Origin of the sequence: Streptosporangium roseum DSM 43021, assembly GCF_000024865.1 — a bacterium.
Classification (GTDB): domain Bacteria; phylum Actinomycetota; class Actinomycetes; order Streptosporangiales; family Streptosporangiaceae; genus Streptosporangium; species Streptosporangium roseum.
Genome location: NC_013595.1, coordinates 3,811,139 through 3,837,259, shown reverse-complemented (window position 1 = coordinate 3,837,259; position 26,121 = coordinate 3,811,139). Strand labels below are relative to the sequence as shown.

At 75.2% G+C, this 26,121-nt stretch carries 5 protein-coding genes; 3 read left to right on the top strand and 2 right to left on the bottom strand.

Translation table 11 applies throughout. From position 1 onward, the window contains the following. Window positions 1–53: 53 nt before the first annotated feature. Together SROS_RS16840 and SROS_RS16835 are read right to left on the bottom strand one after the other, a co-directional pair. Window positions 54–254, bottom strand: coding sequence for an MbtH family protein (locus SROS_RS16840; protein ID WP_012890149.1), 201 nt, complete (start codon window positions 252–254; stop codon window positions 54–56). Next, window positions 251–22,876 (bottom strand): non-ribosomal peptide synthase/polyketide synthase, encoded by a 22,626-nt coding sequence (locus SROS_RS16835; RefSeq protein ID WP_012890148.1) that lies wholly within the window; start codon window positions 22,874–22,876, stop codon window positions 251–253. The genes SROS_RS16840 and SROS_RS16835 overlap by 4 nt, the downstream gene beginning before the upstream one ends. Before the next feature lie 173 nt (window positions 22,877–23,049). On the opposite strand from SROS_RS16835, the gene SROS_RS16830 reads away from it, so the two are divergent. Genes SROS_RS16830 through SROS_RS16820 form a run of 3 tightly spaced genes read left to right on the top strand, consistent with a single transcriptional unit; the run spans window position 23,050 to window position 26,022 of the window. Then, the gene (locus SROS_RS16830) at window positions 23,050–24,075 is read left to right on the top strand and encodes a FecCD family ABC transporter permease (RefSeq protein WP_012890147.1); all 1,026 of its coding nucleotides are present in this window, start codon (window positions 23,050–23,052) and stop codon (window positions 24,073–24,075) included. Window positions 24,076–24,077: 2 nt separating this feature from the next. Beyond that, window positions 24,078–25,184 carry a FecCD family ABC transporter permease gene (locus SROS_RS16825; RefSeq protein WP_012890146.1) on the top strand — a complete coding sequence of 369 codons (1,107 nt, stop codon included), beginning with the start codon at window positions 24,078–24,080 and terminating at the stop codon, window positions 25,182–25,184. 4 nt (window positions 25,185–25,188) lie between these two features. After that, the gene (locus SROS_RS16820; RefSeq protein WP_012890145.1) at window positions 25,189–26,022 is read left to right on the top strand and encodes an ABC transporter ATP-binding protein; all 834 of its coding nucleotides are present in this window, start codon (window positions 25,189–25,191) and stop codon (window positions 26,020–26,022) included. Window positions 26,023–26,121 lie beyond the last annotated feature (99 nt).

Below are 26,121 nucleotides of genomic sequence, written 5' to 3'. Positions count from 1 at the left end.
GAGGGGGCCGGGCCGCGAGACGTCTCGCGGCCCGGCCCCCTCCGTGTGCGCGGCTACGACTCGATGAGGCTCTTCGGGCGCATGTCGGTCCAGTTGGCCTCGATGTGCTCCAGGCACTCCTGGCGGGTGCCCGGACCGTGGGCGACGGTCCACCCCTCCGGGACCTCCGCGAACTCGGGCCACAGACTGTGCTGTCCCTCATCGTTGACCAGGACGGTGTAGACGCCCTCGGGGTCGTCGAACGGGTTGCTCATGCCGGATTCTCCTCTGCTGTGTGTAGGGGGGCGGCGGCCAGCGCTCGGGCGCGGACCACCAGGGCTTCCAACACCCGGAACCAGGTCTCGGCGAGGTCCCGGACCGCCTCCTCGGTCAGCAGCCCCGAGGCGAAGGACCAGGAGGCGACGAGTTCCGGCCCTCCGGGCCGGTCCTCGGTCAGGGAGTTGACGACCAGGGCGTGGGACAGCGGCATCCGCGGATCGTCGCCCAGCTCCGCCGCCTCGCCCTCGGCCGCCCACGACCAGTCGGTCGCCTCGGGGACGCCGAAACGGCCCAGGTAGTTGAACTGGAGCTGCGGCTCCGGACGGCGGGCCAGTTCCGGCCCGGTCACCGGATTCAGGTGCCGCAGCAGGCCGTGGCCGATGCCTGCCGACGGCAGGGCGGCCAGGTGCCGCCTGATCCGGGCCAGCGCCTCGTCGAGCGCGGCTCCGCCGGCGAGCGCGCCGGCCAGGTCCACCTCACCCGGGTCCAGGCGGACCGGGACGACGCTGGTGAACCAGCCGACCGTGCGCGACAGGTCCGCGTCGGCGGCCAACTCCTCCTGCCGGCCGTGGCCCTCCAGGTCCGCCAGCACCGAGGTGCCGCGGCTCCGCCCGTCCGTCCGGCGGCGGCGCCAGTCGGCGACGGCCAGCGCCAGGGCGGTCAGCAGCACGTCGTTGACGGTCGCCCCGAAGGCGGCGGGCACCGGGCCCAGCAGCGGCGCCGTACGGTCGGCGGGCAGGGTGAGGGACAGCTGCCGCGAGGTGGCGGCCACATCCCGTTCCGGATCGAGGGGGCGCGCCACGGGGAGCGGGTCGCCGCCCTCCAGGATCGAGGTCCACAGCGGCAGCTCGTCCTCGCGGGCCGGGTCCCCGGCCCGCTCGCCGAGCAGGTGCGACCAGTCGCGGAACGACAGGCCCGCCGGCACCGGCGTCACGGGCCGGCCCGCCGCGACGTCCTGCCAGGCGGCGGCGAGGTCGGGCAGCAGGATGCGCCAGGACACGCCGTCCACCGCCAGGTGGTGGATCAGCAGCAGCAGCCGTCCGGGCCGCTCCCGGCCCGCGTCGAACCAGACCGCCTGCACCATGGCGCCGGTGTCCGGGTCGAGGCGGGACCGGGCCGCGCGGGCGTGCTCGGCGACGGCCGCGCGGAGCGCCGCCTCGCCGGTCGCGGCCGTGTCGACCCGGACGAGCCAGGACCCCACGTCCACCGTGCCCGGGGCGGGCACCCGCAGCGACCACCGCCCGCCGGGACCGGTCTCTCCACCGGGTGGCCGTACGGCCTGCGCCCCACCTCGCGACGGCCGCCCCTCGCCGTCCCCGGCGGGACCGGTGCCGTCATGCGGCCGTTCCAGGCGGGCCCGCAGCATGTCGTGCCGGTCCACCACGGCCTGGAGCACCGACCTGAGGCCGGGCTCGTCCAGGGCCGCGGGGGTCTGCAGCAGCGCCGCCTGGTGGTAGCCCTCGATCGGGCCGCCGCGCTCGCGCAGGGCGTGCATGATCGGGGTCAGCGGGACCGTGCCCGTGCCGTCGCCGGATGCGCGCGCCCCGGCGTCCGGGCCCGACGCGGCGGCGACGGCGGCCAGGGCCGCGACCGTGCGGTGCTGGAAGACCTGACGCGGGGTGATCCTCAGGCCCGCCGCGCGGATCCGGCTCACCAGCCGCATCGCGACGATGCTGTCACCGCCGAGGGCGAAGAAGTCGTCGTCGACGCCGAGGCCGGGAAGGTCGAGCACCTCGGCGAAGACCGCGTGGAGGGCGCGCTCGACGTCGCCGGTGGGCTCACGGCCGCCGACGGCCGTGAAGTCCGGCGCCGGCAGCGCCCGGCGGTCGAGCTTGCCGTTGGACAGCAGCGGCAGCGCGTCCAGGATCACCACCGCCGCCGGGACCATGTAGTCGGGCAGGGCGCTCGCGGCGAGGGCGCGCAGGGCGGCCGGATCCGGAGGCCCGGCGCTCTCGGCCGGGACCACGTAGGCCACCAGCTGCCTGACCCGGGGACGGTCCTCGCGGGCGACGACCACGACCTGGGCGACGGATTCGTGCCGGTCCAGCACGGCTTCGATCTCGGCCGGCTCGACCCGGAATCCGCGGATCTTGACCTGGTCGTCGGCGCGCCCGCCGTACTCCAGCCGACCGTCGGCGTCCCAGCGGGCCAGGTCACCGGTGCGGTACATGCGCGCGCCGGCCTCGCCGGACAGGTGCCCGTAGGGGTCGGCGACGAACCGCTCGGCGGTCAGGCCCGGCCGGCCGAGGTAGCCGCGGGCCAGGCCCGCCCCGGCGAGGTACAGCTCGCCGGTGACACCCGGCGGGACGGGCCGCAGGGCGGCGTCGAGCACGTAGGCGCGGGTGTTGCCGACCGGGCGGCCGACCAGCGGGGAGCCGCTGTCCCCGACCCGGGCGACCAGGGCGTCCACGGTGGCCTCGGTGGGGCCGTAGAGGTTGAACGCCTCGGTGGAGCGCAGGCCGGCCAGGTCGCTCCAGAGCGAGTCCGGCACCGCCTCACCGCCGACGCCGACCACGGCGAGCGGGCACTCCCCGTCCTCGATCAGGCCGGCGTCGGCCATCTGTGCGAAGAAGGAGGGCGTGACCTCGATGAAGTCCAGCTCCTGCCCGCGGATGAGCGCGGCCAGCAGCTCGGGGTCGCGGCGCGTCTCGTCGTCCACGATGTGCAGCGCGTGCCCGTCCAGCAGCCACAGCTGCGGCTGCCACGAGGCGTCGAAGGAGAACGACCACGCGTGGCCGACGCGCAGGTGGCGGCGGCCGGTGGCGCGCTTGGCCGGGTCGTGGAGCGTGCGGCGGTGGCTGTGGAAGAGGTTGACGACGCTGCGGTGGCAGACCACCACGCCCTTGGGCCGGCCGGTGGAGCCGGAGGTGTAGATGACGTAGGCCGGGTGCCGGGGGTCCGGGGCGGTGGTGAGGTCGCCGCCGGGCTGCGCGGCGAGCCGTCCGGCGGTCTCCGGGGTGTCGAGCCGGAGCAGCGGCACGCCGCCGGCCGGCAGGGCGGCGGCCTGCTCCGCGCCGGCCAGGATGAGCCGGGGCCGGGCGTCGTCGAGCATGTCGAGCACCCGCTCGGCGGGCAGGTCCGCGTCGATGGGCAGGTAGGCCGCGCCCGACTTCAGCACGGCGAGGACGGCGAGCATGAAGTCCGCCGAGCGCGGCAGCGACAGGGCGACGATCCGCTCCGGTCCCGCGCCGTGCTCGGCGAGCAGCCGGGCCAGCCGGTTGGCGCGCTCGTTGAGCTCGGCGAAGGTCCAGGTGACCGGGCCCGAGACGAGGGCGACGGCGTCCGGGGTGGCGGCGGCCTGGGCCTCGAAGAGCGCCGGGACGGTGGCGGGCGTGCCAGGGGCGGCGGGAAGGGCGGTGCCGTTCCACGTCCGCAGGATCGTGTGGAGTTCGGCGGGGCCGAGGATGTCGACTCCGCCGACGGGCTGCCCGGCGTCGGCCGCCATCGCCTCGAAGAGGCGCACCATCGAGGCGGTCATCCGCTCGGCCGTCGCACGGTCGAACAGGTCGGGCCGGTACTCGGCGGTCAGGACGAGGCGGTCGGCGGGCTCGACCGCCCAGGTGAACGGGTAGTGGGTCGAGTCCTGGTGGTCGCGTACGGCGATGCGCGGGCCCTCGCCGGCCCCGGGGGCGGGACCGGTGACGTCGGGGTAGGACTCGAACACGACGAGGGTGTCGAAGAGCTCGCCCAGCCCGGCCCGCCGCTGGATGTCGGCCAGGCCGGAGTGCTGGTGGGCGATGAGGCGGGACTGCTCGTCCTGGAGGCGGCCGAGGAAGGCCTCCAGGGGCTCGCCGTCGCGGACGCGGACGCGGACCGGGACCGTGTTGATGAACAGGCCGATCATCGACTCGACGCCGTCCAGCTCCGGGGGCCGTCCGGAGACGGTCGCGCCGAAGACCACGTCGTCGCGGCCGGTGAGCCGGGACAGCAGGATGCTCCAGGCGCCCTGGACCAGGGTGTTGACGGTCAGGCCGCGGGAGCGGGCGAGAGCCGTCAGGGCCTCGGTCAGCTCCGGGGTCAGGTGCGTGGTGTGCGTCTCGGGCACGACCGGGGCCCGGTTCGGGTCGGCGGGCGCCAGGTGGGTGGGCCCGTCCAGGCCGTCCAGGGCCTCGGCCCAGGCGACGGCGGAGGCGGCGGCGTCCTGCCGGGCGAGCCAGGCGAGGTGGTCCCGGTACGGGGCGGGCGGGCCGGGGAGGTCCGTCCCGCGGGCGTACAGCTCCGACAGCTCGCCCACCAGCCGAGGCAGCGACCAGCCGTCCAGCAGCAGGTGCTGGTGCGACAGCGCCAGGCGGTGGCGGCCGGGGCCCAGGCGGACCAGCATCAGCCGCAGCAGCGGCGGCTCGGCCGGGGTGAAGCGCCGCCGCTCCTGGGCGAGGTAGTGGGTCCACCGGGCTTCCCGGGCCGCCTCGTCCAGCTCCGAGAGGTCCGCCTGGCGCCAGGGCAGCGTGACCGTACGCGGCACGACGGCTACCGGGCGGCCGGAGGACAGGTAGCGGAAGCCGGCGCGGAGGTTGTCGTGCCGGTCGAGCAGGGCCTGCCCGGCCTCGCGCAGCCGGGCGGCGTCCAGCGGGCCGTCGATGTCGTAGGACACCTGGACCGTGTAGACGTCCGGTCCGCCGTCGCCGGAGTCGAACGAGGCGTGGAACAGCAGGCCGGCCTGGAGCGGTGTCAGCGGCAGGATCTCCGCGGCGCCCGCGGCGGGCAGCTCGGCGCGCTCGTCCTCGGTGAGCGTGAGGAGCGCGGCGGACGGGGCCGCGCCGTCCGCGGCGTCCGGCACGCCGGCGACGGCGGCCAGCGCGGCGACCGTCTTGTGCCGGAAGACGTCCCGGGGACTGATCACCAGGCCGGCCGCCCGGGCCCGGCCGACGAGCTGCATGGCGACGATGCTGTCACCGCCGAGGGTGAAGAAGTCGTCCTCGGCTCCGACACGTCCGAGGCCCAGGACGGCGGCGAACAGCTCGCACAGCAGTTCCTCGCGCGGGGTGCGCGGGAGGGTGCCGGTCACCTCGGCGGCGAAGTCGGCCGCCGGCAGGGCCTTGCGGTCGAGCTTGCCGTTGGGGGTGAGCGGGAGGGCGTCCAGGGCGACGAAGGCCGCCGGGACCATGTAGCCGGGCAGCGCGGCGCCGGCGTGGTCACGCAGGGCCGCCGCGCCGGGGGCCGCCCGGCCGGGAGCGGGGACGACGTACGCGATCAGCCGCTGCTCGCGGACGGCCACCGTGGCGTGCGCCACCGCGTCGTGGCGGGACAGCACCGCCTCGATCTCCCCCAGTTCGATCCGGAAGCCCCGGACCTTGACCTGGTCGTCGGCCCGGCCGAGGAACTCCAGCGCCCCGTCCCGGTTCCACCGCGCCAGGTCACCCGTGCGGTACATGCGCGTGCCAGGCGCGCCGTACGGGTCGGCGACGAACCGTTCACCGGTCAGCCCGGCACGGCCCAGGTAACCCCGGGCGAGCTGGACGCCCGCCAGGTACAGCTCCCCGGCGACGCCCGGCGGCACCGGGCGCAGCGCGTCGTCCAGCACGTACACCCGGGTGTTCCACACCGGCCGGCCGATCGGGACGTCCGCCGCCCCGGGCGGGACCGGGGCGGCGGTCACGTCGACGGACGCCTCCGTCGGCCCGTACAGGTTGTGCAGTTCGGCGGGGAGCAGGGAGTGGAATCGGGACGCGAGGGCGGCGGGCAGCGCCTCGCCGCTGCACATCACGCGGAGCAGCCCCGAGCAGCGCGCGGCGTCCGGCTCGTCCAGGAACGCCCGCAGCATCGACGGCACGAAGTGCGCCGTGGTGACCCGCTCCCGCCGGATCAGACCGGCCAGGTACGCGGGATCCCTGTGCCCGTCCGGCCTGGCCACCACCAGCGTCGCACCGGTGATCAGCGGCCAGAAGAACTCCCACACCGACACGTCGAAGCCGGCGGGCGTCTTCTGCAGCACCCGGTCGGCGGCGGTCAGGCCGTAGGCGTCCTGCATCCACAGCAGGCGGTTGACGATGCCCTCGTGCGGCACCACCACGCCCTTCGGCCGGCCGGTGGAGCCGGAGGTGTAGATCACGTACGCCGGGTGCCGCGGATCGTAGGAGCGGGGCAGCTCTCCCGGCGGGCCGTCGGGCAGCCCGTCGCGCAGCACGCAGACCGGACCGGCCTCCCTCAGCATGAACGCGACGCGCTCGCGCGGCAGGTCGGCGTCCAGCGGCAGGTAGGCCGCGCCCGCCCGGTGCACCGCCAGCAGGGCGACCACCAGCTCCACCGAACGCGGCAGCGCCACCGCCACCGTGCGCTCGGGGCCGGCCCCCATGCCGGCCAGCGTCCGCGCCGCGCGCTCGACCCGGGCGTCCAGCTCCGCGTACGTCAGCCGTTCGTCGCCGGAGACCAGGGCGAGCGCCTCCGGCGTCCGCTCCGCCTGGGCGCGGAACAGCTCCGGCAGGGTGGCCGGCTCCACCGCTCGCGCGGTGTCGTTCCACTCCCCGACGACCAGGCGGTGCTCCCGCTCCTCCAGCACCTCCAGCAGCCGGACCGGGCGGCCGGGGTCGGCGGTCACCTGCTCCAGCAGCCGTACCAGCCGCCGGGCGAGCCGCTCGACCGTGCCGTGGTCGAACAGGTCGGCGCTGTACTCGATCCAGCCCTGGATGCCGTTGCCGTCGCCCTGTTCGACGAAGTCGAAGCTCAGGTCGAACTTGGCGGTCTCCTGACCGAGCGGCTCGGGCCGCGCGGTCAGTCCCGGCAGGTCGGGGGCGCCGCCCTGGTCGGTCAGGTAGACGACCATCACCTGGAACAGCGGGTGCCTGGCCAGCGAGCGGGCCGGGTTGAGCGCCTCCACCAGCCGCTCGAACGGCAGGTCCTGGTGCTCGTAGGCGGCCAGGTCCGTCTCGCGCACCCGTTCCAGCAGCTCGCCGAAGGTCGGCGCGCCGGACAGGTCGGTGCGCAGCACCAGGGAGTTGACGAAGAACCCGACCAGGTCCTCCAGCCGCTCGTCGGTGCGTCCGGAGATCGGCGCGCCCAGGGGGATGTCCTCCCCCGCTCCCATCCGGTGCAGCAGCGCGGCCACGGCCGCCTGGGCCACCATGAACATGCTGACGCCGTGGGTCCGGGCGAGCCGGCGCAGGCCGCGCTCCAGTTCGGGGGTGAGCGACAGGCCGACCGCCCCGCCGCGGTGGCTGCTCTCCTGGGGGCGGGGCCGGTCCGCCGGGAGCGCCAGCTCCTCGGGCAGTCCCGCCAGGGTCCGCTGCCAGAAGGCGAGCCCGCGTGCCTGCGGGCTGTCCGGGTCGTCGCCGTCCCCGAGCATGTCGCGGTGCCAGAGGGCGTAGTCGGCGTACTGCAGCGGCAGCGGCTCCCACCGCGGCGCCCGGCCCTCGCGGCGGGCCCGGTAGGCGGTGGTGAGGTCGCGCAGCATGGGCCGGTCCGACCACTCGTCGCCGGCGATGTGGTGGACCACCAGCAGCAGCACGTGCTCCTCCGGCGCCACCTGGAACACCCGGGCCAGCAGCGGCGGTTCGCGGTCGAGTTCGAAGCCGTGCCCGGCCGCCTCGGCCAGCCGTCCGGGGAGCTCGTCCTCGGTGACCTGTTCGGTGCGGGTGGGGACGCGGACCCGGTCCGGGTCGAGGACGAGCTGGTGGGGGCGCCCGTCCCGCTCGGGGAAGACCGTGCGCAGGCTCTCGTGCCGGACCGCCAGGTCCTGTACGGCGGCGGCCAGGGCGTCGAGGTCCAGCGGGCCCGACAGCCGCCAGGCCGTCGGGATGTTGTAGGTGGCGCTCGGGCCCTCCAGCCGGTACAGGACCCACAGCCGCTGCTGGGCGGAGGACAGCGGCGGGAACTCCGGCCGGACAGCGGGGGCCGGGGCGGGGGCGGGCGCGCCGTCCCTGCTCTCCCGCAGCCGCTCGGCGAGCCGGGCGGCGGTGGGCGCCTCGAAGACCGCGCGGAGGGTGACCTCGGCGCCCAGCGCCGTGCGGACGCGGCCGGCCAGCCGCATCGCCAGCAGGGAGTGGCCGCCGAGGGCGAAGAAGTCGTCGTCGACGCCCACCCGCTCCCTGCCCAGCACGGCGGCGAACAGCTCGCACAGGATCTCCTCGCGGGCGTCGCGGGGGCGCCGCCCCGGCGTGGCGGCCGCCGGATCCGGGGCGGGCAGCGCGCGGCGGTCGAGCTTGCCGCTGACCGACCGCGGCAGGGCGGCGAGCTCCACGAAGGCCGCCGGGACCATGTGCTCGGGCAGCGCGGCGGCGACGTGCGCGCGCAGCTCGGCGGGGTCGGCGCCCCGGCCGGAGGAGGGGACCGTGTAGGCCACCAGCAGCCGCGCGCCGGGGGTGTCCTCGCGGACCGCCACGGCGGCCTGCGACACGCCGGGGTGGGCGCGCAGCACCGCCTCGATCTCGCCGAGCTCGATGCGGAAACCCCGCAGCTTCACCTGGTCGTCGGCCCGGCCGAGGAAGGCGAGGGTGCCGTCGGCGCGGCGGCGCACCAGGTCGCCGGTCCGGTACATGCGGCTGCCGGGCGCCCCGAACGGGTCGGCCACGAAGCGTTCGGCGCTCAGCCCGGCGCGGCCCAGATAGCCGCGGGCCAGGCCCTCCCCTGCCAGGTAGAGCTCGCCGGGCACCCCGGCGGGGACCGGTCGCAGCGCGGCGTCCAGCACGTGGGCGCGGGTGTTGGCCACCGGCGCCGCCCAGGGCCGGGGCCCGTCCGGGCCGCCGCCACCGTGCCATCCGTAGGCGTCGACGGCGCACTCGGTGGGGCCGTACAGGTCGTGGACCACCGTTCCGGGCAGCGCGCACAGCCGGTCCCAGAGCGGGGCGGGGGTGGCCTCGCCGCCCACCGCGATGACCCCCGGGCGGTGACGGCCGGGGTCGAGGAAGCCGAGGTGGACCAGTTCCTGCAGGTAGGTGGGGGTGAGGTCGACGAAGTCGATGCGCTCGGCGGCCAGATGGTCCAGCAGGGCGGCCGGGTCGGTCATGGTGGTCTCGCCGACGACGTGCAGCTCGTGCCCGGCGAGCAGCCAGAGCATCGGCTCCCAGGAGCCGTCGAAGCTGAAGGACGCGGCGTGCACCGCGCGCAGCGTCTGCCTGCCGGCGGCCCGGACGGCCGGTTCGATGAGGTCCTCGCGGTGCGAGCCGAACAGGTTGCTCAGGCCGCGGTGGGTGCCGACCACTCCCTTGGGCCTGCCGGTGGAGCCGGAGGTGTAGATGACGTACGCGGCGGCCGACGGCGGCGGGGCGGCGGGGAGGTCCTCCGGCGCCGGGCCGTCGAGCGGTGGCCTCGGCGCCCGCCCGGCTGCCGCGTCGTCGGACGGCGGTCCCCCGGACGGCCCGGTCCCCGGGTCGTCGAGCAGCAGCGTCCCGGCCCGCCCCGCGGGAAGCGCGGGGGCCAGGGCCGCGGTGGTGAGCACGCAGACCGGCGCCGCGTCGTCGAGCATGTACTCCAGCCGTTCGGCCGGATAGCCGGGGTCGAGCGGGAGGTAGGCGGCGCCCGCGGCGAGCACCCCGAGGATCGCCGGCACCATCTCGGCCCGGGGAAGGGCCAGGCCGACCACGCTCTCGGCGGTCACCCCGCGCCGCAGCAGCAGCCGGGCGATGCCGTCGACCCTGGCCGACAGCTCGCCGAAGGTGAACGGGCGGCCGTCGGCGACGAGCGCGACCTGGTCGCCCCGGTCCCGGACGGCCTCGGCGAACAGCTCGGGGACCGTGCGCCGTTCCACCGGCCGCGCGGTGGCGTTCCAGGCGCCCAGGGAAGCCCGGCGCTCCTCCTCGGTCAGGACGGGCACCTGGCTGATCGGCCGGTCCGGGTCCGCGGCCAGCCGGCCCAGCAGGTCGACGGCGCGCCCGGCCAGCGAGCGGGCGGTCCCCGGGTCGGCGAGGTCGGCGGCGTACTCCAGCAGGAGGGTGACGCGCTCCTCGCCGGCGTGGTCGACGAAGGTGAAGTCCAGGTCGAACTTCGCGGTCTGGATCCGGGCCGGCCACCATTCGGTGGGCAGGCCGAGCACCTGCGGGTCGCCGTCGGGGCGGTAGTGGTAGCCCAGCATGACCTGGAACAGCGGGTTGCGGCCCGGCACGCGCGGCGGGTTGAGCGCTTCCACCACCCGCTCGAAGGGCAGGTCCTGGTGCTCGAAGGCGGCCAGGTCGGCGCTCCTGACCCGGGCCAGCAGCTCGGTGAACGTCGGGTCGCCGGACAGGTCGGCGCGGAGCACCAGGGTGTTGACGAAGAAGCCGACCAGGTCGTCCAGGGCGCTGTCGGTGCGGCCGGCGATCGGCGCCCCCAGGGGGATGTCGGTGCCCGCTCCCATCCGGTGCAGCAGGGCGGCGACCGCGGCCTGCAGGAGCATGAACATGCTGGTGCCGGTCTCGGCGCACAGGGCGCGCAGGGCGCGGGAGGTGTCGGCGGGCAGTTCCGCGCGCACCGTGCCGCCGCGGCCGGTCGGCTCGGCGGGACGGGGCCGGTCGAGTGGGAGCGGGATCTCCTCCGGCAGGCCGTTCAGCGTCCCGGTCCAGAAGGCGAGCTGGCGCGTCCCCTCGCCGTCGTGGCCGGCCGGCTCGCCGAGGAGCCGCCGCTGCCAGAGGGTGTAGTCGGCGTACTGCACCGGCAGCGGCGTCCACCGCGGCGCCCGGCCCTCGGCGCGGGCCCGGTAGGCGGTGCCCAGGTCGGTGAGGAACGGCCGGTCGGACCACTCGTCGGTGGTGATGTGGTGCAGCACGACCGCCACCACGTGGTCGTCCGGGGCGACCCGCAGCACCTCGGCCCGGATCGGGATCTCGGCGCCCAGGTCGAACGGGCGGCCGACCGCGGCGCCGATCCGGGCCTCCAGCTCCTCCTGCGGGCAGTCCTCGACGGTGAGGCGCGGCTCGGCCTCGGCGGCGGGCACGATCGACTGGTACGGCTCGCCCTCGTGCTCGGCGAAGACGGTGCGCAGCGCCTCGTGGCGGCCCGCCACGTCACGCAGCGCCTGGTGGAGCGCGCCGGTGTCCAGCGCGCCACGCAGCCGGAAGACGAGCGGGAAGTGGTAGGCGTCACCGCCGCTGAGCCGTTCGGCCAGCCACAGCCGCCGCTGCGCCGGGGAGAGCGGGACGCGCTCGGGGCGCTGCGCCGCCGGCTCGACGGCCGGCCGGGCCGGCCGGCCGGTGTCCGCCCGGCCGGCCAGCAGGGCGGGTGTGGGGGCTTCGAACAGGTCGCGGATGGCGAGTTCGGCGCCCAGTTCCGTACGGGCCCGGCTGATGAGCCGGGTGGCGAGCAGCGAGTGGCCGCCGAGGTCGAAGAAGCTGTCCTCGGCGCCGGCCTGCGGCAGCCCCAGGACCTCGGCGAAGAGCCGGCAGAGCACCTCTTCCCGGGGGGTCCGCGGCCCGCGGCCGCCGGTCGGCCCCGCCGCCGGTTCGACGTCGGGCAGCGCCCGTGCGTCGAGCTTGCCGTTGTCGTTCATGGGCAGCCGGTCGAGGGTGACGAAGGCGGCCGGCACCATGTAGGCGGGCAGGCGCCGCCGGAGGTCCTCCCGCAGGAGCCGCACGAGGCCGCTCGTGTCGCGCGCCGCCGTCGGGGTGTTGGCGTAGGGGGCCTCGCCGCCGCCCGGCTGGTAGAGGCCCGAGGTGGTCCGGAACTCGCCCCGCACGAAGACGGCGTCGTAGCCGCCCGGCTCGCTCGACCACGTGGTGAGCAGCCGGTAGCCCTCCTCGGCCGCGAGCGCGTGCAGCGCCTCGGGCTCCACTCCCCCGGTCACCGCCGCGCCGGGCTCGCTGGCGGCGCGGGCGTCGGGGACGCCGGTCACCCGCAACCGCCGCGGCCGCTGCTCGCGCAGGTGGCGGGCGAGCCCGCCGTCCCATTCCAGCACCGGCTCGTCGCCGAGCCGGACGTCGGCCTCCCCGTCGTAGAGGACGACGTCGTAGCGGTGGCGCGACAGCTCGTTGTGGTGATGCCCGCGCTTGGTGCGCAGGTCGGCGCCGAAGCCCAGGGTGGTGAAGTAGTCGGGGTCGACGAGGAGTTCCTTCTCCAGCGCGAGGCCGCGATCGACGGCCCGGCGGACGTCCTCGGGGCCGGCGCCCTCCCCCGCGCGGGTGAGCTGGATGCCGGTGTGGAAGGCGCGGGCCCGCCGCGGGTTCCGCACGTCGCCGACGAACAGCGCGCCGCCCGGCGCCAGCAGCCGCATGAGGCTCCGGATGACCGCCGTCAGGTGCCCGACGCTCGGGAAGTACTGGATGACGGAGTTGACGACGATCGTGTCGAAGTAGCCGACGGGCAGCCCTTCGGTCACGTGGGCGGGCCGGCAGCGCAGCTCGACCCTGGCCGCCAGCTCGGGGTCGCGGCGCAGGTCCTCGCCGATCTTGCGGATCACCGGGGCCGCGAAGTCCGTCGCCCAGTACGCCTCCGCGTCGGGGGCCAGGCGCGACAGCAGCAGCCCGGAGCCGACGCCGACCTCCAGGATCCGGCGCGGGCGCAGCTCCCGGATGCGGGCGACGGTCTGCTCGCGCCACTCGCGCATCTGCTCGACCGGAATGGGCAGCCCGTCGTAGCTGCTGTCCCACCCGGCGAAGTCCTCGGTGAAGACGGCGGTGCCGATCTGCTCGTACTCGTCGGAGTAGATCTCCTGCCACTCGCCGATCCGCTCCCGCTCGGCCGATTCCCGCTCCTCGCCGGTGAGCGCGGCGGGCACGAGATAGCCGATGAGGCGCTGGGTGCCGGGGGCGGACGGGTCGTCACGGGCGATGACGGCGGCCTGGGCGACCTGGGGGTGCTGGGCGAGCGCGGTCTCGATCTCGCCCAGCTCCACCCGGTAGCCGCGGATCTTGACCTGGTCGTCGGTGCGGCCCAGGAAGTCCAGGTTGCCGTCGGCGCGGCGGCGCACCAGGTCGCCGGTGCGGTACATGCGCTCGCCGGGCTCGCCGTACGGGTCGGCGACGAACCGCTCGGCGCTCAGGCCCGGCCGGTCGAGGTAGCCGCGGGCCAGGCCGATGCCGGCGATGTACAGCTCGCCGGGGACGTCGTCGGGGACGGGGCGCAGCCAGGCGTCCAGGATGTGCGCGCGGGTGCCGCGGATGGGGCGGCCGACGGTGGGGGTGGGACTGTCGCCGGTGCCGCCGCCGAGGGTGTTGATGGTGTACTCGGTGGGGCCGTAGAGGTTGTAGCCGTAGGTGTCCTCGGTGTCGCGGAGCCGGTTCCAGACCGTCTCCGACACCGCCTCGCCGCCGAGCAGCACCAGCGGCGGGCGGTGGCCGTCGAGCAGTCCTTCCTCGATCAGCAGGTGGGCGTAGGTGGGGGTCACGTTGACGACGTCGACGCGGTGGGTCTCGCAGTAGGCGACCAGGGCTTCGGCGTCGCGCCGCAGCTCCTCGTCGCAGATGTGCACCTCGTGTCCCTCGACCAGCCAGAGCAGTTCCTCCCACGACATGTCGAAGGCGAAGGAGACGGTGTGCGCGATGCGCAGCCGGCGGTCGCCGGCGGAGGCGATGGCCGGGGCGAAGATCTCCCTCTGGTGGTTGAGCTGCATGTTGGTCAGGCCGCGGTACGGCGTGACGACGCCCTTGGGGCGCCCGGTGGATCCGGAGGTGTAGATGACGTAGGCCGGGTGTTCCAGGCTGAAGCGCGGGCGGTCGGCCTCGGTGACCGGGGTGCCGTCGAGCCCGGCCAGTTCCGCGGCCACGGCCGGGTCGTCGAGCAGGACGCGCGGGAGGTCCGGGACGCCGTCCTCCAGCCGCGCGGAGACGGCGGCGGTGGACAGCAGCAACGCCGGGCGGGCGTCGGCGAGCGTCATCGTCAGCCGGTCGTCCGGGTGGTCCAGCTCCAGCGGCAGGTAGGCGGCGCCCGTGCGCAGTACGGCGAAGAGCGCGACGACCATGTCGATGGAGCGCGGCAGGCCCAGTGCCACGACCTTCTCCGGCGCCGCGCCCCGCGCGAGCAGCAGCCGCGCCAGGCGGTTGATGCGGGCGTCCAGGCCGGCGTAAGTGAGGCTCTGCCCGCCGAAGACGAGCGCGGTCGTCTCGGGGGTGCGCGCGGCCTGGGCGGCGAGCAGGTCGGCGATGGTCTCCCGGGGGGCGGGCACGTGGCTCGCGGCCCGTTCCCGTTCCAGCCTGGCGTGCTCGGCCGGCAGCAGCGGGTCGAGGCTGCCGGCGGGCGCGTCCAGGTCCCGCGTCAGCCGCTCCAGCAGCAGGGTGAAGCGGTCCAGCAGGGCCTGGGCACGCGGGCGGGCGATGACGTCGGGCCGGTGAGCGAGGGTGACCCGGATCCGCTCCCCCGGCGTCACGATGAGGTTGACCGGATAGTGGGTGGCGTCGACGTTGGCCACAGCGGTGGCGCCGTGCCGGTCGGCGAGCTCGGCGAGCCGCTCCTCGGTGTCGCTGTTGCGCAGCACGAAGAGGGTGTCGAACAGCTGCCGGTGGCCGGTCTCGGCCTGCAGGACGCCCAGGCCCAGATACTCGTACGGCATCAGGGCCAGGCGCTCGCCCTGGACCCGCCGCAGCAGGTCCAGCACCGTCTCGGCCGGGGCGAAGGCGATCCGGGCGGGGACGGTGTTGAGGAACATGCCGATGACGTTCTCGACGTCGGGCACCTCGCTCGGCCGGCCCGCGACCGTCGTGCCGAAGACGACGTCGGTGCGGCCGGTGGCGCTGGCCAGCACCAGGCCCCAGGCGGTGTTGAGCACCGTGTTGAGGGTCAGGCCGTGCCCGCGGGCGGTCTCGCGCAGCCGCTCCCCCAGCCCGGCGGGGAGGACGGCCTCCAGGCTCTCCGGGATGACCGGCTCCAGGCCCCGGTCGGCGGAGCCGAGCAGGGTGGGCTCGTCCAGGCCGCCGAGGGCGGCGCGCCAGGCGCGGGTGGCGACCCCGGTGTCCTGGGCCTCCAGCCAGGTCAGGTAGTCGCGGTACGAGCCGGGCCGTGGCAGTTCGCGTCCGTCACCGCCCGTCTCGTAGAGCGCGAAGAGCTGGTCGAGGAAGAGCCAGGCGGACCAGCCGTCCCACAGCAGCAGGTGCCGGCCGATGACGAGCCGGTCGCCGCGGTCCTCGCCGAGGCGGATCAGCAGCATCCGGAAGAGCAGCGGCCGGGCCAGGTCGAACCTGCGGGTCCGCTCGGCGTCCATCAGCTCGCGCAGCCGCGCGTCCTGCTCGGCGGCGGGCAGCCCGGACAGGTCGACCTCTTCGAGCGGTATCTCGGGGTCGGCGACGATGAACTGCACCGGCCGGCGCAGGCCGTCGCTGGTGAACCCGGCGCGCAGGCTGGGGTTGCGGGCCAGCAGCGCCCCGGTGGCGGCGCGCAGGCGCGCGGCGTCGACGCGGGCGGCGAAGTCGAAGGACTCGTGGACGGTGTAGACGTCCAGGGCGCTGTCGTCGTAGGTGGAGTGGAAGAACAGCCCTTCCTGGAGGGGCGCCAGCGGCCAGATGTCCTCCACCGAGCCGGCGCCGAGGCGGCGGACGCGCTCGGTCTCCTCGTCGGTCAGCGCGAAGGTGGAGGTCAGGTCGCGGGGTTCGGCGACGGCGGCCGCCGTGGCGGCGGCCGCCAGCTCGGCGGGGGTCCGGTGCTCGAAGACGTCGCGGGGGCTCAGGTCCAGCCCCGCCCGGCGCGCGCGGCTGGAGACGCCGATCGAGGTGATGCTGTCGCCGCCGAGCATGAAGAAGTCGTCGTCGACCCCGACCCCGTCGAGCCTCAGCACGGCGGCGAAGATCTCGGTGAGGGCGCGCTCGTGCTCGTCGCGCGGCGCGCGAGCCCCGGCCCGTACCGGCTGGGGAGCGGGGAGGGCGTTGCGGTCGAGCTTGCCGCTGGGGGTCAACGGCAGGGCGTCGAGCGCCACGTACACCCCCGGCACCATGGGCGCGGGCAGCGCCCCGGTGAGGGCGGCCTGCAGCGCGGCGGTGTCGAGGGGGGCCGGCTCGCCGCCGGCGGGGACGACGTAGGCGACGAGCGCCGACCCGTGGACGGTCACCGCCGCCTGGGCGACGGCGGGCAGGCCGGTCAGGGCGGCCTCGATCTCGCCGGGTTCGATGCGGTTGCCGCGCAGCTTGACCTGCCGGTCGGTGCGGCCGAGGTAGTCGACCGTGCCGTCGGCCCGGCGGCGCACCAGGTCGCCGGTGCGGTACATGCGGCCGCCGGGCTCGCCGTACGGGTCGGCCACGAACCGCTCGGCGGTCAGGCCGGGCCGGGCGTGGTAGCCCCGGGCGAGCTGCACGCCGGTCAGGTACAGCTCGCCGGGCACACCGGCCGGCACGGGGCGCAGGCAGGAGTCCAGCACCCGCAGCCCGGTGTTCCAGACCGGGCGGCCGATGGGCACGGTGGTGTCCGCCGAGCCGTCGCAGGCGTGGTAGGTGACGTCGACGGCGGCCTCGGTGGGCCCGTACAGGTTGTGCAGCGGCACCGCGGTGAGCGCCTGCCAGCGCGTGGCGGCGGCGCCGGGCAACGCCTCGCCGCTGCTGAAGACGCGGCGCAGCGAGGCCGCCCAGGACGGGTCGGCGGTGATCTCCTCGGCCCGCAGGAAGGCCTCGAGCATCGACGGCACGAAGTGCATCGTCGTGACGCGCCGGCGGCGGATGAGCTCGGCCAGGTAGGCCGGGTCGCGGTGCCCGTCGGGCCTGGCGAGCACCACGGCGGCGCCCTCGCACAGCGCCCAGAAGAACTCCCAGACGCTCACGTCGAAGCTGGAGGGCGTCTTCTGCAGGACCCGGTCGTCGGCGCGCAGGCCGTACTCGCCCTGCATCCACGCCAGCCGGTTGACGATGGCGCGGTGGGTGACGACGACCCCCTTGGGCCGGCCGGTGGAGCCGGAGGTGTAGATCAGGTATGCCGGGTCGTCCGGACCGGCGACCGCCGGCGCGGGACCGGCGCCCCGGCGGTCGCCGGTGTCCGAGGGGTTCGAGGGGTCCGGGGCGTCGGGGGGATTCGGAGCATCCGAGGAGTCCGGAGAGTCCGGAGAGTCCGGAGAGTCCACGCGGTCCTGGGCGTCCCCGGTGTCCGGGGTGTCCGAGGGGTCCGGGGCGTCGAGGACGAGCGGGACGAGCCCGTCGACCCCGGGCAGCCGCGAGGCGGTGGCGGCGGTCGTCACGACCGTCCTCGCACCGGAGTCGGTGAGCATGTAGGCGACGCGGTCGGCCGGGTAGTCCACGTCGACCGGCAGGTAGGCCGCGCCGGACTTCAGCACGCCGAGCAGGGCGACCATCAGTTCCGCCGAGCGCGGCACGACGACCGCGACGATCCGCTCCGGACCCGCGCCCCGGGCGCGCAGGCGGCGGGCCAGGGCCTCGGCGCGGGCGTCCAGCTCCTCGTAGGTGAGGCTCTCGTCCTCGTGGACGACCGCCGTGGCCCGCGGGGTACGGGCCGCCTGGGCCTCGAAGGCGGCGGCCAGGGTGGTCGCGGGGACGTCCCGCTCCTGCCCCGCCGGCTGCGCCCGCGTCAGTTCCTCGCCCGACAGCAGCTCGACGCGGGCGGCGCGCCGCCCGGGATCGGCGGCCAGGGCCTGGAGGATCCGGACCAGCCGGTCCGCGATCCGCTGCACGGCCGCGCCGTCCAGCCGCTGGGCGTGGTGCTTCAGGCGCAGGTCAAGCCGGCGGCCCGGCTTGACGATCAGGGCGAGGGGGTAGTGGACGGCGTCGTGGAACTCGTGGCCGGTGATCCGGACCGCGCCGGAGGGGTCGGCCAGGCCGGTGCCGGCCGGGTAGTTCTCGAAGACGACGAGGGTGTCGAAGAGTTCGCCGCCGCCCGCGAGCCCGGTGAGGCGCTGGAGTTCGGCGAGGCCGAGGTGCTGGTGGTCCAGGAGTGCGGCCTGCTCGTCCTGGAGCCGGCCCACCAGCTCGGCGAGGGTGTCGGCGGGCTGCCACCGGAAGCGGGTCGGCAGGGTGTTGATGAACAGCCCGACCATGGACTCGATGCCGTCGACCTCGGCGTCGCGGCCGGAGACGGTGGTGCCGAAGACCACGTCCTGGCGGCCGGTCAGCCGTCCGAGGAGCAGGCCCCAGGCGCTCTGCACGACCGTGCCGAGGGTCACCCCGTGCTCTCGCGCGCGGGCCGCGAGCTGGGCGGTGACGCGCTCGGGCAGCTCGATGCGGACCTGCCCGGGCCGGAGCGGGGCGCCGTCCGCCGGGACGTCGACCAGGCGGGTCGGCTCGTCGAGCCCGCCGAGCGCGCTCCGCCAGGCCGCGCGGGCGGCGTCGCGGTCCGCCGCGGACAGGCGGCGCAGGTACTCGCGGTAGGGGGCCGGCTCGGGCAGCGCGGCCGGGGTGGTTCCGTAGGAGGCCATCAGCTCGTGGTGCAGCACCGGCAGCGACCAGCCGTCCGCCACGATGTGATGGAACGTCAGCACCAGCAGGCTGCGGTCGGGCCCGAGCCGTACCAGCGCGCATCGCACCAGCGGCGGCCGTGCCAGGTCGAAGCGGCGGGCGCGCTCGTCGGCCGTGACGGCGTCGATGAGCGGTCGCTGCTCCTCCGCGTCCCGCGCGGACAGGTCCACCTCACGCCAGGGCAGGTCCAGCCGGTCGGCGACGATCTGCACGGGCCGGCCGTCCGGGCGCTGGCGGAAGCAGGCGCGCAGCGGGGCGTGCCGGTCCAGGAGGCGCTGGGCGGCGCGGCGCAGGCTCTCGCCACCGACCGGACCGGCCAGCTCGATGACCTGCTGGACGACGTAGGCGTCGCCGTCCGAGCCGTCCAGCAGGGAGTGGAAGAAGAAGCCCTCCTGGAGCGGGCTGAGCGGCAGCACGTCCTCGACGGTGACGGGGTGCTCGCCCTGGATCTCGGCGAGTTCGGCCTCCGGCAGCCGGACGAGCGCGAGGTCGCCGGCGGCGTCGGGGGCGCCGCCGGGGGTGTCCGCGCGGTCCAGCGCGACCCGGGCCAGCGCGGCGACCGTACGGTGCCGGAAGACGTCGCGGGAGGTGAGCTGCACGCCGGCCTTGCGGGCGCGGATGAGCAGTTGGATGGCGATGATGCTGTCTCCGCCGAGGGCGAAGAAGTCGTCGTCGGCGGAGACCTGCCCCAGGCCCAGCACCTCGGCGTACAGCGCGCACAGCAGCTCCTCGCGGGCGCCGCGCGGCGCGCGGCCGGAGCTGAGGGCGGCGTAGTCGGGGGCCGGGAGCGCGGCGCCGTCGAGCTTTCCGCTCGGGGTGACCGGGAGCCTGTCGAGGGGGACGAACGCGGAGGGGACCATGTACTCGGGCAGCCACCCGGCCGTGTACGAGCGCAGGGACTTCATGAGGGTGGTGATGTCGCGGAACGGCGCTGGCCGGTTGGCGTGCGGGAAGCCGCCGTCCGGGCGGTAGGGGGCGGCGAGCGGGGTGTCCCCGGTGGCGAAGAGCACGTCGAGGCCGCCGTCGTCGGCGTGGCCGTTCCAGGTGACGGCCACGCGGTAGCCGTGCCGGGCCCCGAGCGCGTGCAGCGTCTCGGGGTCGGGTGCGCCGGCCGGGGCGGCGGGACGGCTGCTGTCCTCAAGGGCGCCCAGGTCGGCGAGGTCCTCGGCGAGCCGGGCGTTGGGCACCCCGGTGACCCGGAGCCGGTCGGGACGGCCGGCCAGGCGCGCGTCGAGGGCGTCCAGGCCACCGAGCCCGGCCCAGCGGACCTCCTCCGCCTCCGCCTCCGCGCCGGCCAGGGCCGGCGTTTCGGCGTCGCCCGGTACGGAGGCTCCTGATACGGAGGCTCCCGGTAAGGAAGCTCCTGGTACGGCATCGCCCGGCACGATGGCTCCGGGCGCGGAGGCGGCAGGCGCGGAAGTGGCAGGTGCGGAGACGGCAGACGCGGAAGTGGCGGTCCGCTTGCGCAGCACCACGTCGTAGCGGTAGCGGGTCAGCTCATTGTGATGGGCGCCCCGCTTGACGCGGATGTCCGCGTCGAAGTCCTCCAGCGTCGCGAAGAAGTCGGGGTCGAGCAGCAGCTCGCCCTCCCACGCCATGGAGCGCTCGACGGCCGCCAGCAGGGTCTGCTTGTCCTGCGGGCCGTCGCCGCGCCGGGTCTCGACGGCCGCCCGCAGGCAGCGCAGCAGGCGCAGGTTCCGCACGTCGCCGACGAAGACACGGCCGCCGGGAGCCAGGAGCGTCGCGGCCGCGCGCAGGACGCCGGCCAGGTATTCGACGCTCGGGAAGTACTGGGCGACGGAGTTGATGACGACGGTGTCGAAGAAGCCCTCGGGCAGCCCGGTGGCGTCGTGCGCGGGCTGGGCGCGCAGCTCCACCCTGTCGGCGAGCTCCGCCACCGCGCCGACCTGGGCGCGCAGTGCCCGTACCGCCTCCTCGGAGACGTCCGTACCCCAGTAGGTCTCACAGTTCGGGGCGACGCGGGAGAGGATGAGCCCGCTACCGACGCCGATCTCCAGCACCCGGCGAGGCCGCGACTCCTCGATGAGGCCGATCGTGGCGTCCCGCCACTCCCTCATCCCCTCCAGCGGGATGGGCAGGCCGTCGTATGTGCTGTTCCAGCCCGCGAAGTTCTCCTGGAAGCCCTCGGAACCGGCGGCGGAGTAGAGCAGCTCGTGCAGCTCCTTCCACTCCTCCACCTGCTCGGTCTCGTCGTGACCCGCCTCGGCGTCCAGCGACGGGACGACGTAGGCGGCCAGCCGCCGGTCGCCGGGCCGGTCCTCGCGGACCACGACCGCGACCTGATGCACGGCCGGATGCCCCCGCAGTACGGACTCGATCTCGCCGGGCTCGATCCGGAAGCCGCGGATCTTCACCTGGGAGTCGACGCGGCCGAGGAACTCCAGCCGCCCGTCGGCCTTCCAGCGCACCAGGTCACCGGTGCGGTACAGGCGCTCCCCCGGGGCTCCGAAGGGGTCGGCGACGAACCGTTCGGCGGTCAGGTCCGGCCGCCCGAGGTAGCCGCGTGCCAGCCCGGCGCCGCCGAGGTACAGCTCGCCCGTGGCCCCGGCGGGCAGGGGCCTGAGCCGGGTGTCGAGCACGTAGGCCCGGGTCCCCGGGTCGGGGCCGCCGATGGGCACGATGGTGCCCGACGGGGTGTCGGGGTCGCACAGGCCGAGGGTGGAGTTGGTGGTCGCCTCGGTCGGGCCGTAGGCGTTGAACATCATCCGGCCGCGCGCGTAGCGGCCGACCAGCTCGGGTGAGACGCGTTCGGTGCCGGCCAGCAGGGTGGCGGCGGGCGGCAGCCGTACGTCGTCCGGCATGGCGGCGAGCAGGGCCGGAGGCAGGATCATGAAGGTGATGCCGTTGGCGTTCGCGTAGTCGGCGAGCGGCGCGCCGGGCACCCGGCGCTCGGTCGGCACGACGACGAGGCGCCCTCCGGAGAGCAGGCCGAGGCACAGGTCCCAGAAGGCCACGTCGAAGCTGGGTGAGGCGAACTGCAGGACGCGGCTGTCCGGCCCGATGCCGAAGCGCTCGCTCTGGGTGGCCACGAGTTTGGCGACGCCGCTGTGGGACAGCACGACGCCCTTGGGACGGCCGGTGGAGCCGGAGGTGTAGATCACGTATGCCGCGTTGAGGACGGACAGCCGCCCCCGGTCGGCCTCGGCCGGGTCGTGGCCCGGGCGGGCCGCCACCTCCCGCTCGGTCTGCGGCGCGTCGAGGACCATCACCTCCAGCCCGGCGCACGGGGGGATGTCGGCCACCATGTCGGCGGTGGTGACCAGGCAGGCGGGCGCGGCGTCGGCCAGCATGTAGGCGATGCGGTCGGCCGGGTAGTCGGTGTCCACCGGCAGGTAGGCGGCGCCGGACTTCAGGACGGCCACCTCGGCGACGATCAGCTCGGCCGACCGGGGCAGGGCCAGGGCCACCACGCGTTCGGGCCCGGCGCCGCGCGCGATCAGCGCGTGGGCCAGCCGGTTGGCGCGCTCGTCCAGCTCGGCGTAGGTGAGCGAAATGTCCTCGAACACGAGGGCGACGGCGTCAGGCCGCAGGCGGACCTGCTCGGCGAACATCTCCGGCCAGGTGAGCGGCGGGACGGCGTGATCGGTGTCGTTCCACTCGACGAGGATCCTGTGCCGCTCCTCCTCGCTCAGCAGCTCCAGCTCGCCGACGGGGACGTCCGGCCTGGCCAGGCCGTCGGCCAGCAGCGTCGCGTAGTGGCCCAGCAGCCGGTCGGCGGTCGCGGCCTCGAACAGGTCCGGGCGGTAGGTCACCCGGGCCTGCCCCGCGGCGACCTCCAGGACCACGTCCAGTGGCCCGGCGGCCTCCACCGTCGCGGAGCCCGGCACGGAACCCTGCGCGGACCCCGTGTCGGAGCCCAGCGCGGAACCCTGCACGGAACTCAGCATGGAACCCGTGTCGGAGCCCGGCGCGGAACCTGTCTCGAAGCCCGGCGCGGAGCCGATGCCCGTGCCGATGCCCGTGCTGAAGCCCGTGCTGAAGCCCGTGTTGAAGAACAGCCCGCCGCCGCGCGTGGGCTCCGGCCGCAGCTCGGCGACGAGATCCGACAGCGGGATCCGGTGCGCCCGCGCCTCCCGGCAGGCGGCGGTCACCCGCCGCACCAGCTCGCCGAAGCTCGTGCCGCCGTCCAGCCCGATCCGTACCGGCAGCCCGTCGTACCCGACGCTGATGTCGCCCGACCCGCCGTAGCGGTGCAGCAGCGCGACGTACCCGGCGAGCAGCGACGCCTCCGGCGCGGTGACGGCGACCGTACGGCTGCGCGTCTCCCGGTTCCCGGTGGCCGACAGCGGATAGGGGAAATCGACCGGAAGGGTCGTTTCCTGCGGAAGTGGAGCAAGCTGCCGACGCCAGTACGCCGTCGCTTCTTCAATAGCGGACACAGGCGGCCGCCCTCCCAAGCTGTAACGAACCGGCTCGGCCGAGCCGCGACCGCCACATACTAAGGTAAGCGTTACCTAAGTAGATAGACCCTTGCGAAGAGCGGCAGTTCAGCCCCGCGGGCTAAAGTTAAGGTCTGCCTAACCTAAGGAAGTCGCAAAGTGGAGACAGCCCGATGACTCGGAGCGGAGCGCTCCGGCCGGCCTTTCTCGTGGCGCTGCTCGGCGCCCTCCTCGTCGCGCTCTGCCTGCTGTCGCTCGCGCTCGGCGCCCTGAGCATCCCCCTTGACCAGGTCGTACGGACGCTGCTCGGCCACCCGGGCAGCACTCTCGTCGAGAACGTCATCTGGTCCGTGCGCGTGCCGCGCACCGCGCTGGGCCTCACGGCCGGCGCGGCTCTCGGACTGTCCGGCGCGCTCATGCAGGCGCTGACCCGCAACCCGCTCGCCGACCCCGGCATACTGGGCGTCAGCGCCGGCGCCGCCTTCGCGATCGTGCTGTCGGTCGCGGTGCTCGGGCTGGGGACGCTGCTCGGCTACATCTGGTTCGCCTTCGCGGGCGCGCTCGTCGCGAGTGTCCTGGTCTTCATGCTGGGCAAGCTGGGGCGGTCCGGTCTGACGCCGGTCAAGCTCGCGCTCGCCGGAGTCGCCGTGACCTCGCTGCTGTCCTCACTCACCAGCGCCGTCGTCCTGACCAACCCGGAGGCGCTCAACCGCTACCGTTTCTGGTCGGCCGGCTCGCTCGCCGACCAGAACGGCGATGTGGTGCTCCATCTCCTGCCGTTCGTCATCGCCGGCACCGTACTGGCGCTGGCCTGCGCGCCCACGCTCAACAGCATGGCCCTCGGTGACGACGTGGCCGCCTCGCTGGGGCGGCGGCTGGGTCTCGTACGGCTGCAGGGCGTGATCGCGATCACGCTGCTGACCGGCGGGGCGGTGGCGGTCATCGGGCCGGTCGTCTTCCTCGGGCTGGTCGTCCCGCACATCGCCCGGGTCCTGGCCCAGTACGCCGGCCTGGGCCCCGATCATCGCTGGCTGCTGCCGCTGTCGGCGGTGCTCGCCCCCTGCCTGCTGCTCGTCGCGGACATCATCGGACGGGTCGTCGGCCGGCCGGTCGAGATCCAGGCCGGGATCCTGGTCGCCTTCATCGGCGGCCCGTTCTTCATCACCATGGTCCGCCGCCGTCGGCTCGCGGAGGTGTGAGCATGAACGTACCGTCGCCCCTGCGGCCCCGGAAGACCCCGCACCGCACCGGCGGGGAGATCCCCGCCTCTTCCCACCGCACCTTCCGGCTGGCCGCCCCGCCCGTCTCCGGGATCCTGCGGCCACGGCTGATCACGGTGTGCGCCGCGCTCTCCGTCGCCACCTTCCTCGTCTTCTGCTGGGGCGTCTCGGTCGGCGACTACCCGATCCGCCTGGTCGATGTGATGAAGGCGCTGGTCGGCTCCGGCGACCCCGGGACCCTGCTGGTCGTCCGGGAGCTGCGGCTGCCGCGCGCCGTGGTCGGGCTGCTGGTCGGCGTCGCCTTCGCCGTCTCCGGCGCGCTGTTCCAGACCATGACCCGCAACCCGCTGGGCAGCCCGGACATGATCGGCCTCACCGAGGGCGCCGGCACCGCCGTGGTCGCCGGCATCGTGCTCGGCTGGGACGGCGGCCTGGGCACCCAGACGCTCGGGCTGCTCGGCGCGCTGGCCACCGCCCTGCTCGTCTACATGCTGGCCTGGAGGCGCGGCACCACCGGCTACCGGATCATCCTGGTGGGCATCGGGGTGGCATGGGTCTGCACCAGCGCCACTGACTATCTGGTGGCCAGGGGCGGGCGGTTCCAGGCGCAGGCCGCGCTCGGCTGGCTGGTGGGCAATCTCAACGGCCGCACCTGGGAGCAGGCCGTCCCGCTCGCCGCCGTCATGGCGCTGCTGGTTCCGGCGGCACTGGTGCTGGGCCGCCTGATGCGCACGCTCCAGCTCGGCGACGACATCGCCGCCGGTCTCGGCACCCGCGTGCAGCCGGTCCGCTTCGCCCTGCTGCTCACCGGTGTCGGGCTGGTCGCCTTCGGCACCGCGGCGGCGGGCCCGGTCGCCTTCGTGGCGCTCGCCGCGCCGCAGATCGCCCAGCGGCTGGCCGGCACCGCCTGGCCGCCGCCGATCGCCTCGGGGCTGACCGGAGCCCTGGTCATCCTGTCCAGCGACCTCATCGCGCGCAAGCTGATCTCCGGCACGGAACTGCCGGTCGGGATCGTCACCGGCGTCCTCGGCGCGCCGGTCCTGCTCTGGCTACTCATCCGCGCCAACCGCGCGGGCTCAGGAGGGTGAACGCATGTCGACCACCGACCCGGACCTGCGGGCGAGCGGACTGCACCTGGCGTACGACAACCGGCTGGTGGTGGAGGACCTCGACGTGGTCATCCCGCCGGGCCGCGTCACCGCCATCGTCGGCGCCAACGCCTGCGGCAAGTCCACCCTGCTGCGGGCTCTGGCACGGCTGCTCGCGCCGCGCCGGGGCGCCGTCCAGCTCGACGGCCGGGCCCTGCACTCCATCCCCACCAGGGAGCTGGCCCAGCGCCTGGGCATCCTGCCGCAGACGCCGGTCGCCCCGGAGGGGCTGACGGTCATCGACCTGGTCAACCGGGGCCGGTCGCCGCACCAGACCTGGTGGCGGCAGTGGTCGAAGGCCGACGAGCAGGCCGTCCGCGGCGCACTGGCCGCCACCGGCATGACCGGCCTCGCCGACCGCGCGGTCGACGAGCTCTCCGGCGGCCAGCGCCAGCGTGCCTGGATCGCCATGGCCGTCGCCCAGGGCACCCCGGTGCTGCTGCTGGACGAGCCGACGACCTACCTGGACCTGGCCCACCAGATCGACGTCCTGGACCTGATCACGGACCTCAACCGGCACGAGGGCCGCACGGTCGTGATGGTCCTGCACGACCTCAACCAGGCCTGCCGGTACGCCGACCACGTCATCGCCATGAAGTCCGGCCGCATCGTCGCCGAGGGCGTCCCGTCCGACGTCATCACGGCCCGCACCGTGGAGGAGATCTTCGATCTGCGCTGCCAGGTCACGACGGACCCGGTCAGCGGCACACCGCTGATCATCCCGATGAGCCGCCACCACGGCGCCTCCGCCATCAGGGCGGTCGCCGAGACGGCCTGAGCCCGCCGCCGGGCCGTCGCCGTACCGGCGGCCCGGCGGCGACCCCGGAAGAATCGGCTCCTCGGAGGGAGCGGCGGCGGTCCCGTGGAGAGGGCCGGC

Bases quoted from the DNA above. Each gene is read 5' to 3' on its own strand.
- SROS_RS16840 (WP_012890149.1), bottom strand. From the start codon at position 254: ATGAGCAACCCGTTCGACGACCCCGAGGGCGTCTACACCGTCCTGGTC.
- SROS_RS16830 (WP_012890147.1), top strand. From the start codon at position 23,050: ATGACTCGGAGCGGAGCGCTCCGGCCGGCCTTTCTCGTGGCGCTGCTC.
- SROS_RS16825 (WP_012890146.1), top strand. From the start codon at position 24,078: ATGAACGTACCGTCGCCCCTGCGGCCCCGGAAGACCCCGCACCGCACC.
- SROS_RS16820 (WP_012890145.1), top strand. From the start codon at position 25,189: ATGTCGACCACCGACCCGGACCTGCGGGCGAGCGGACTGCACCTGGCG.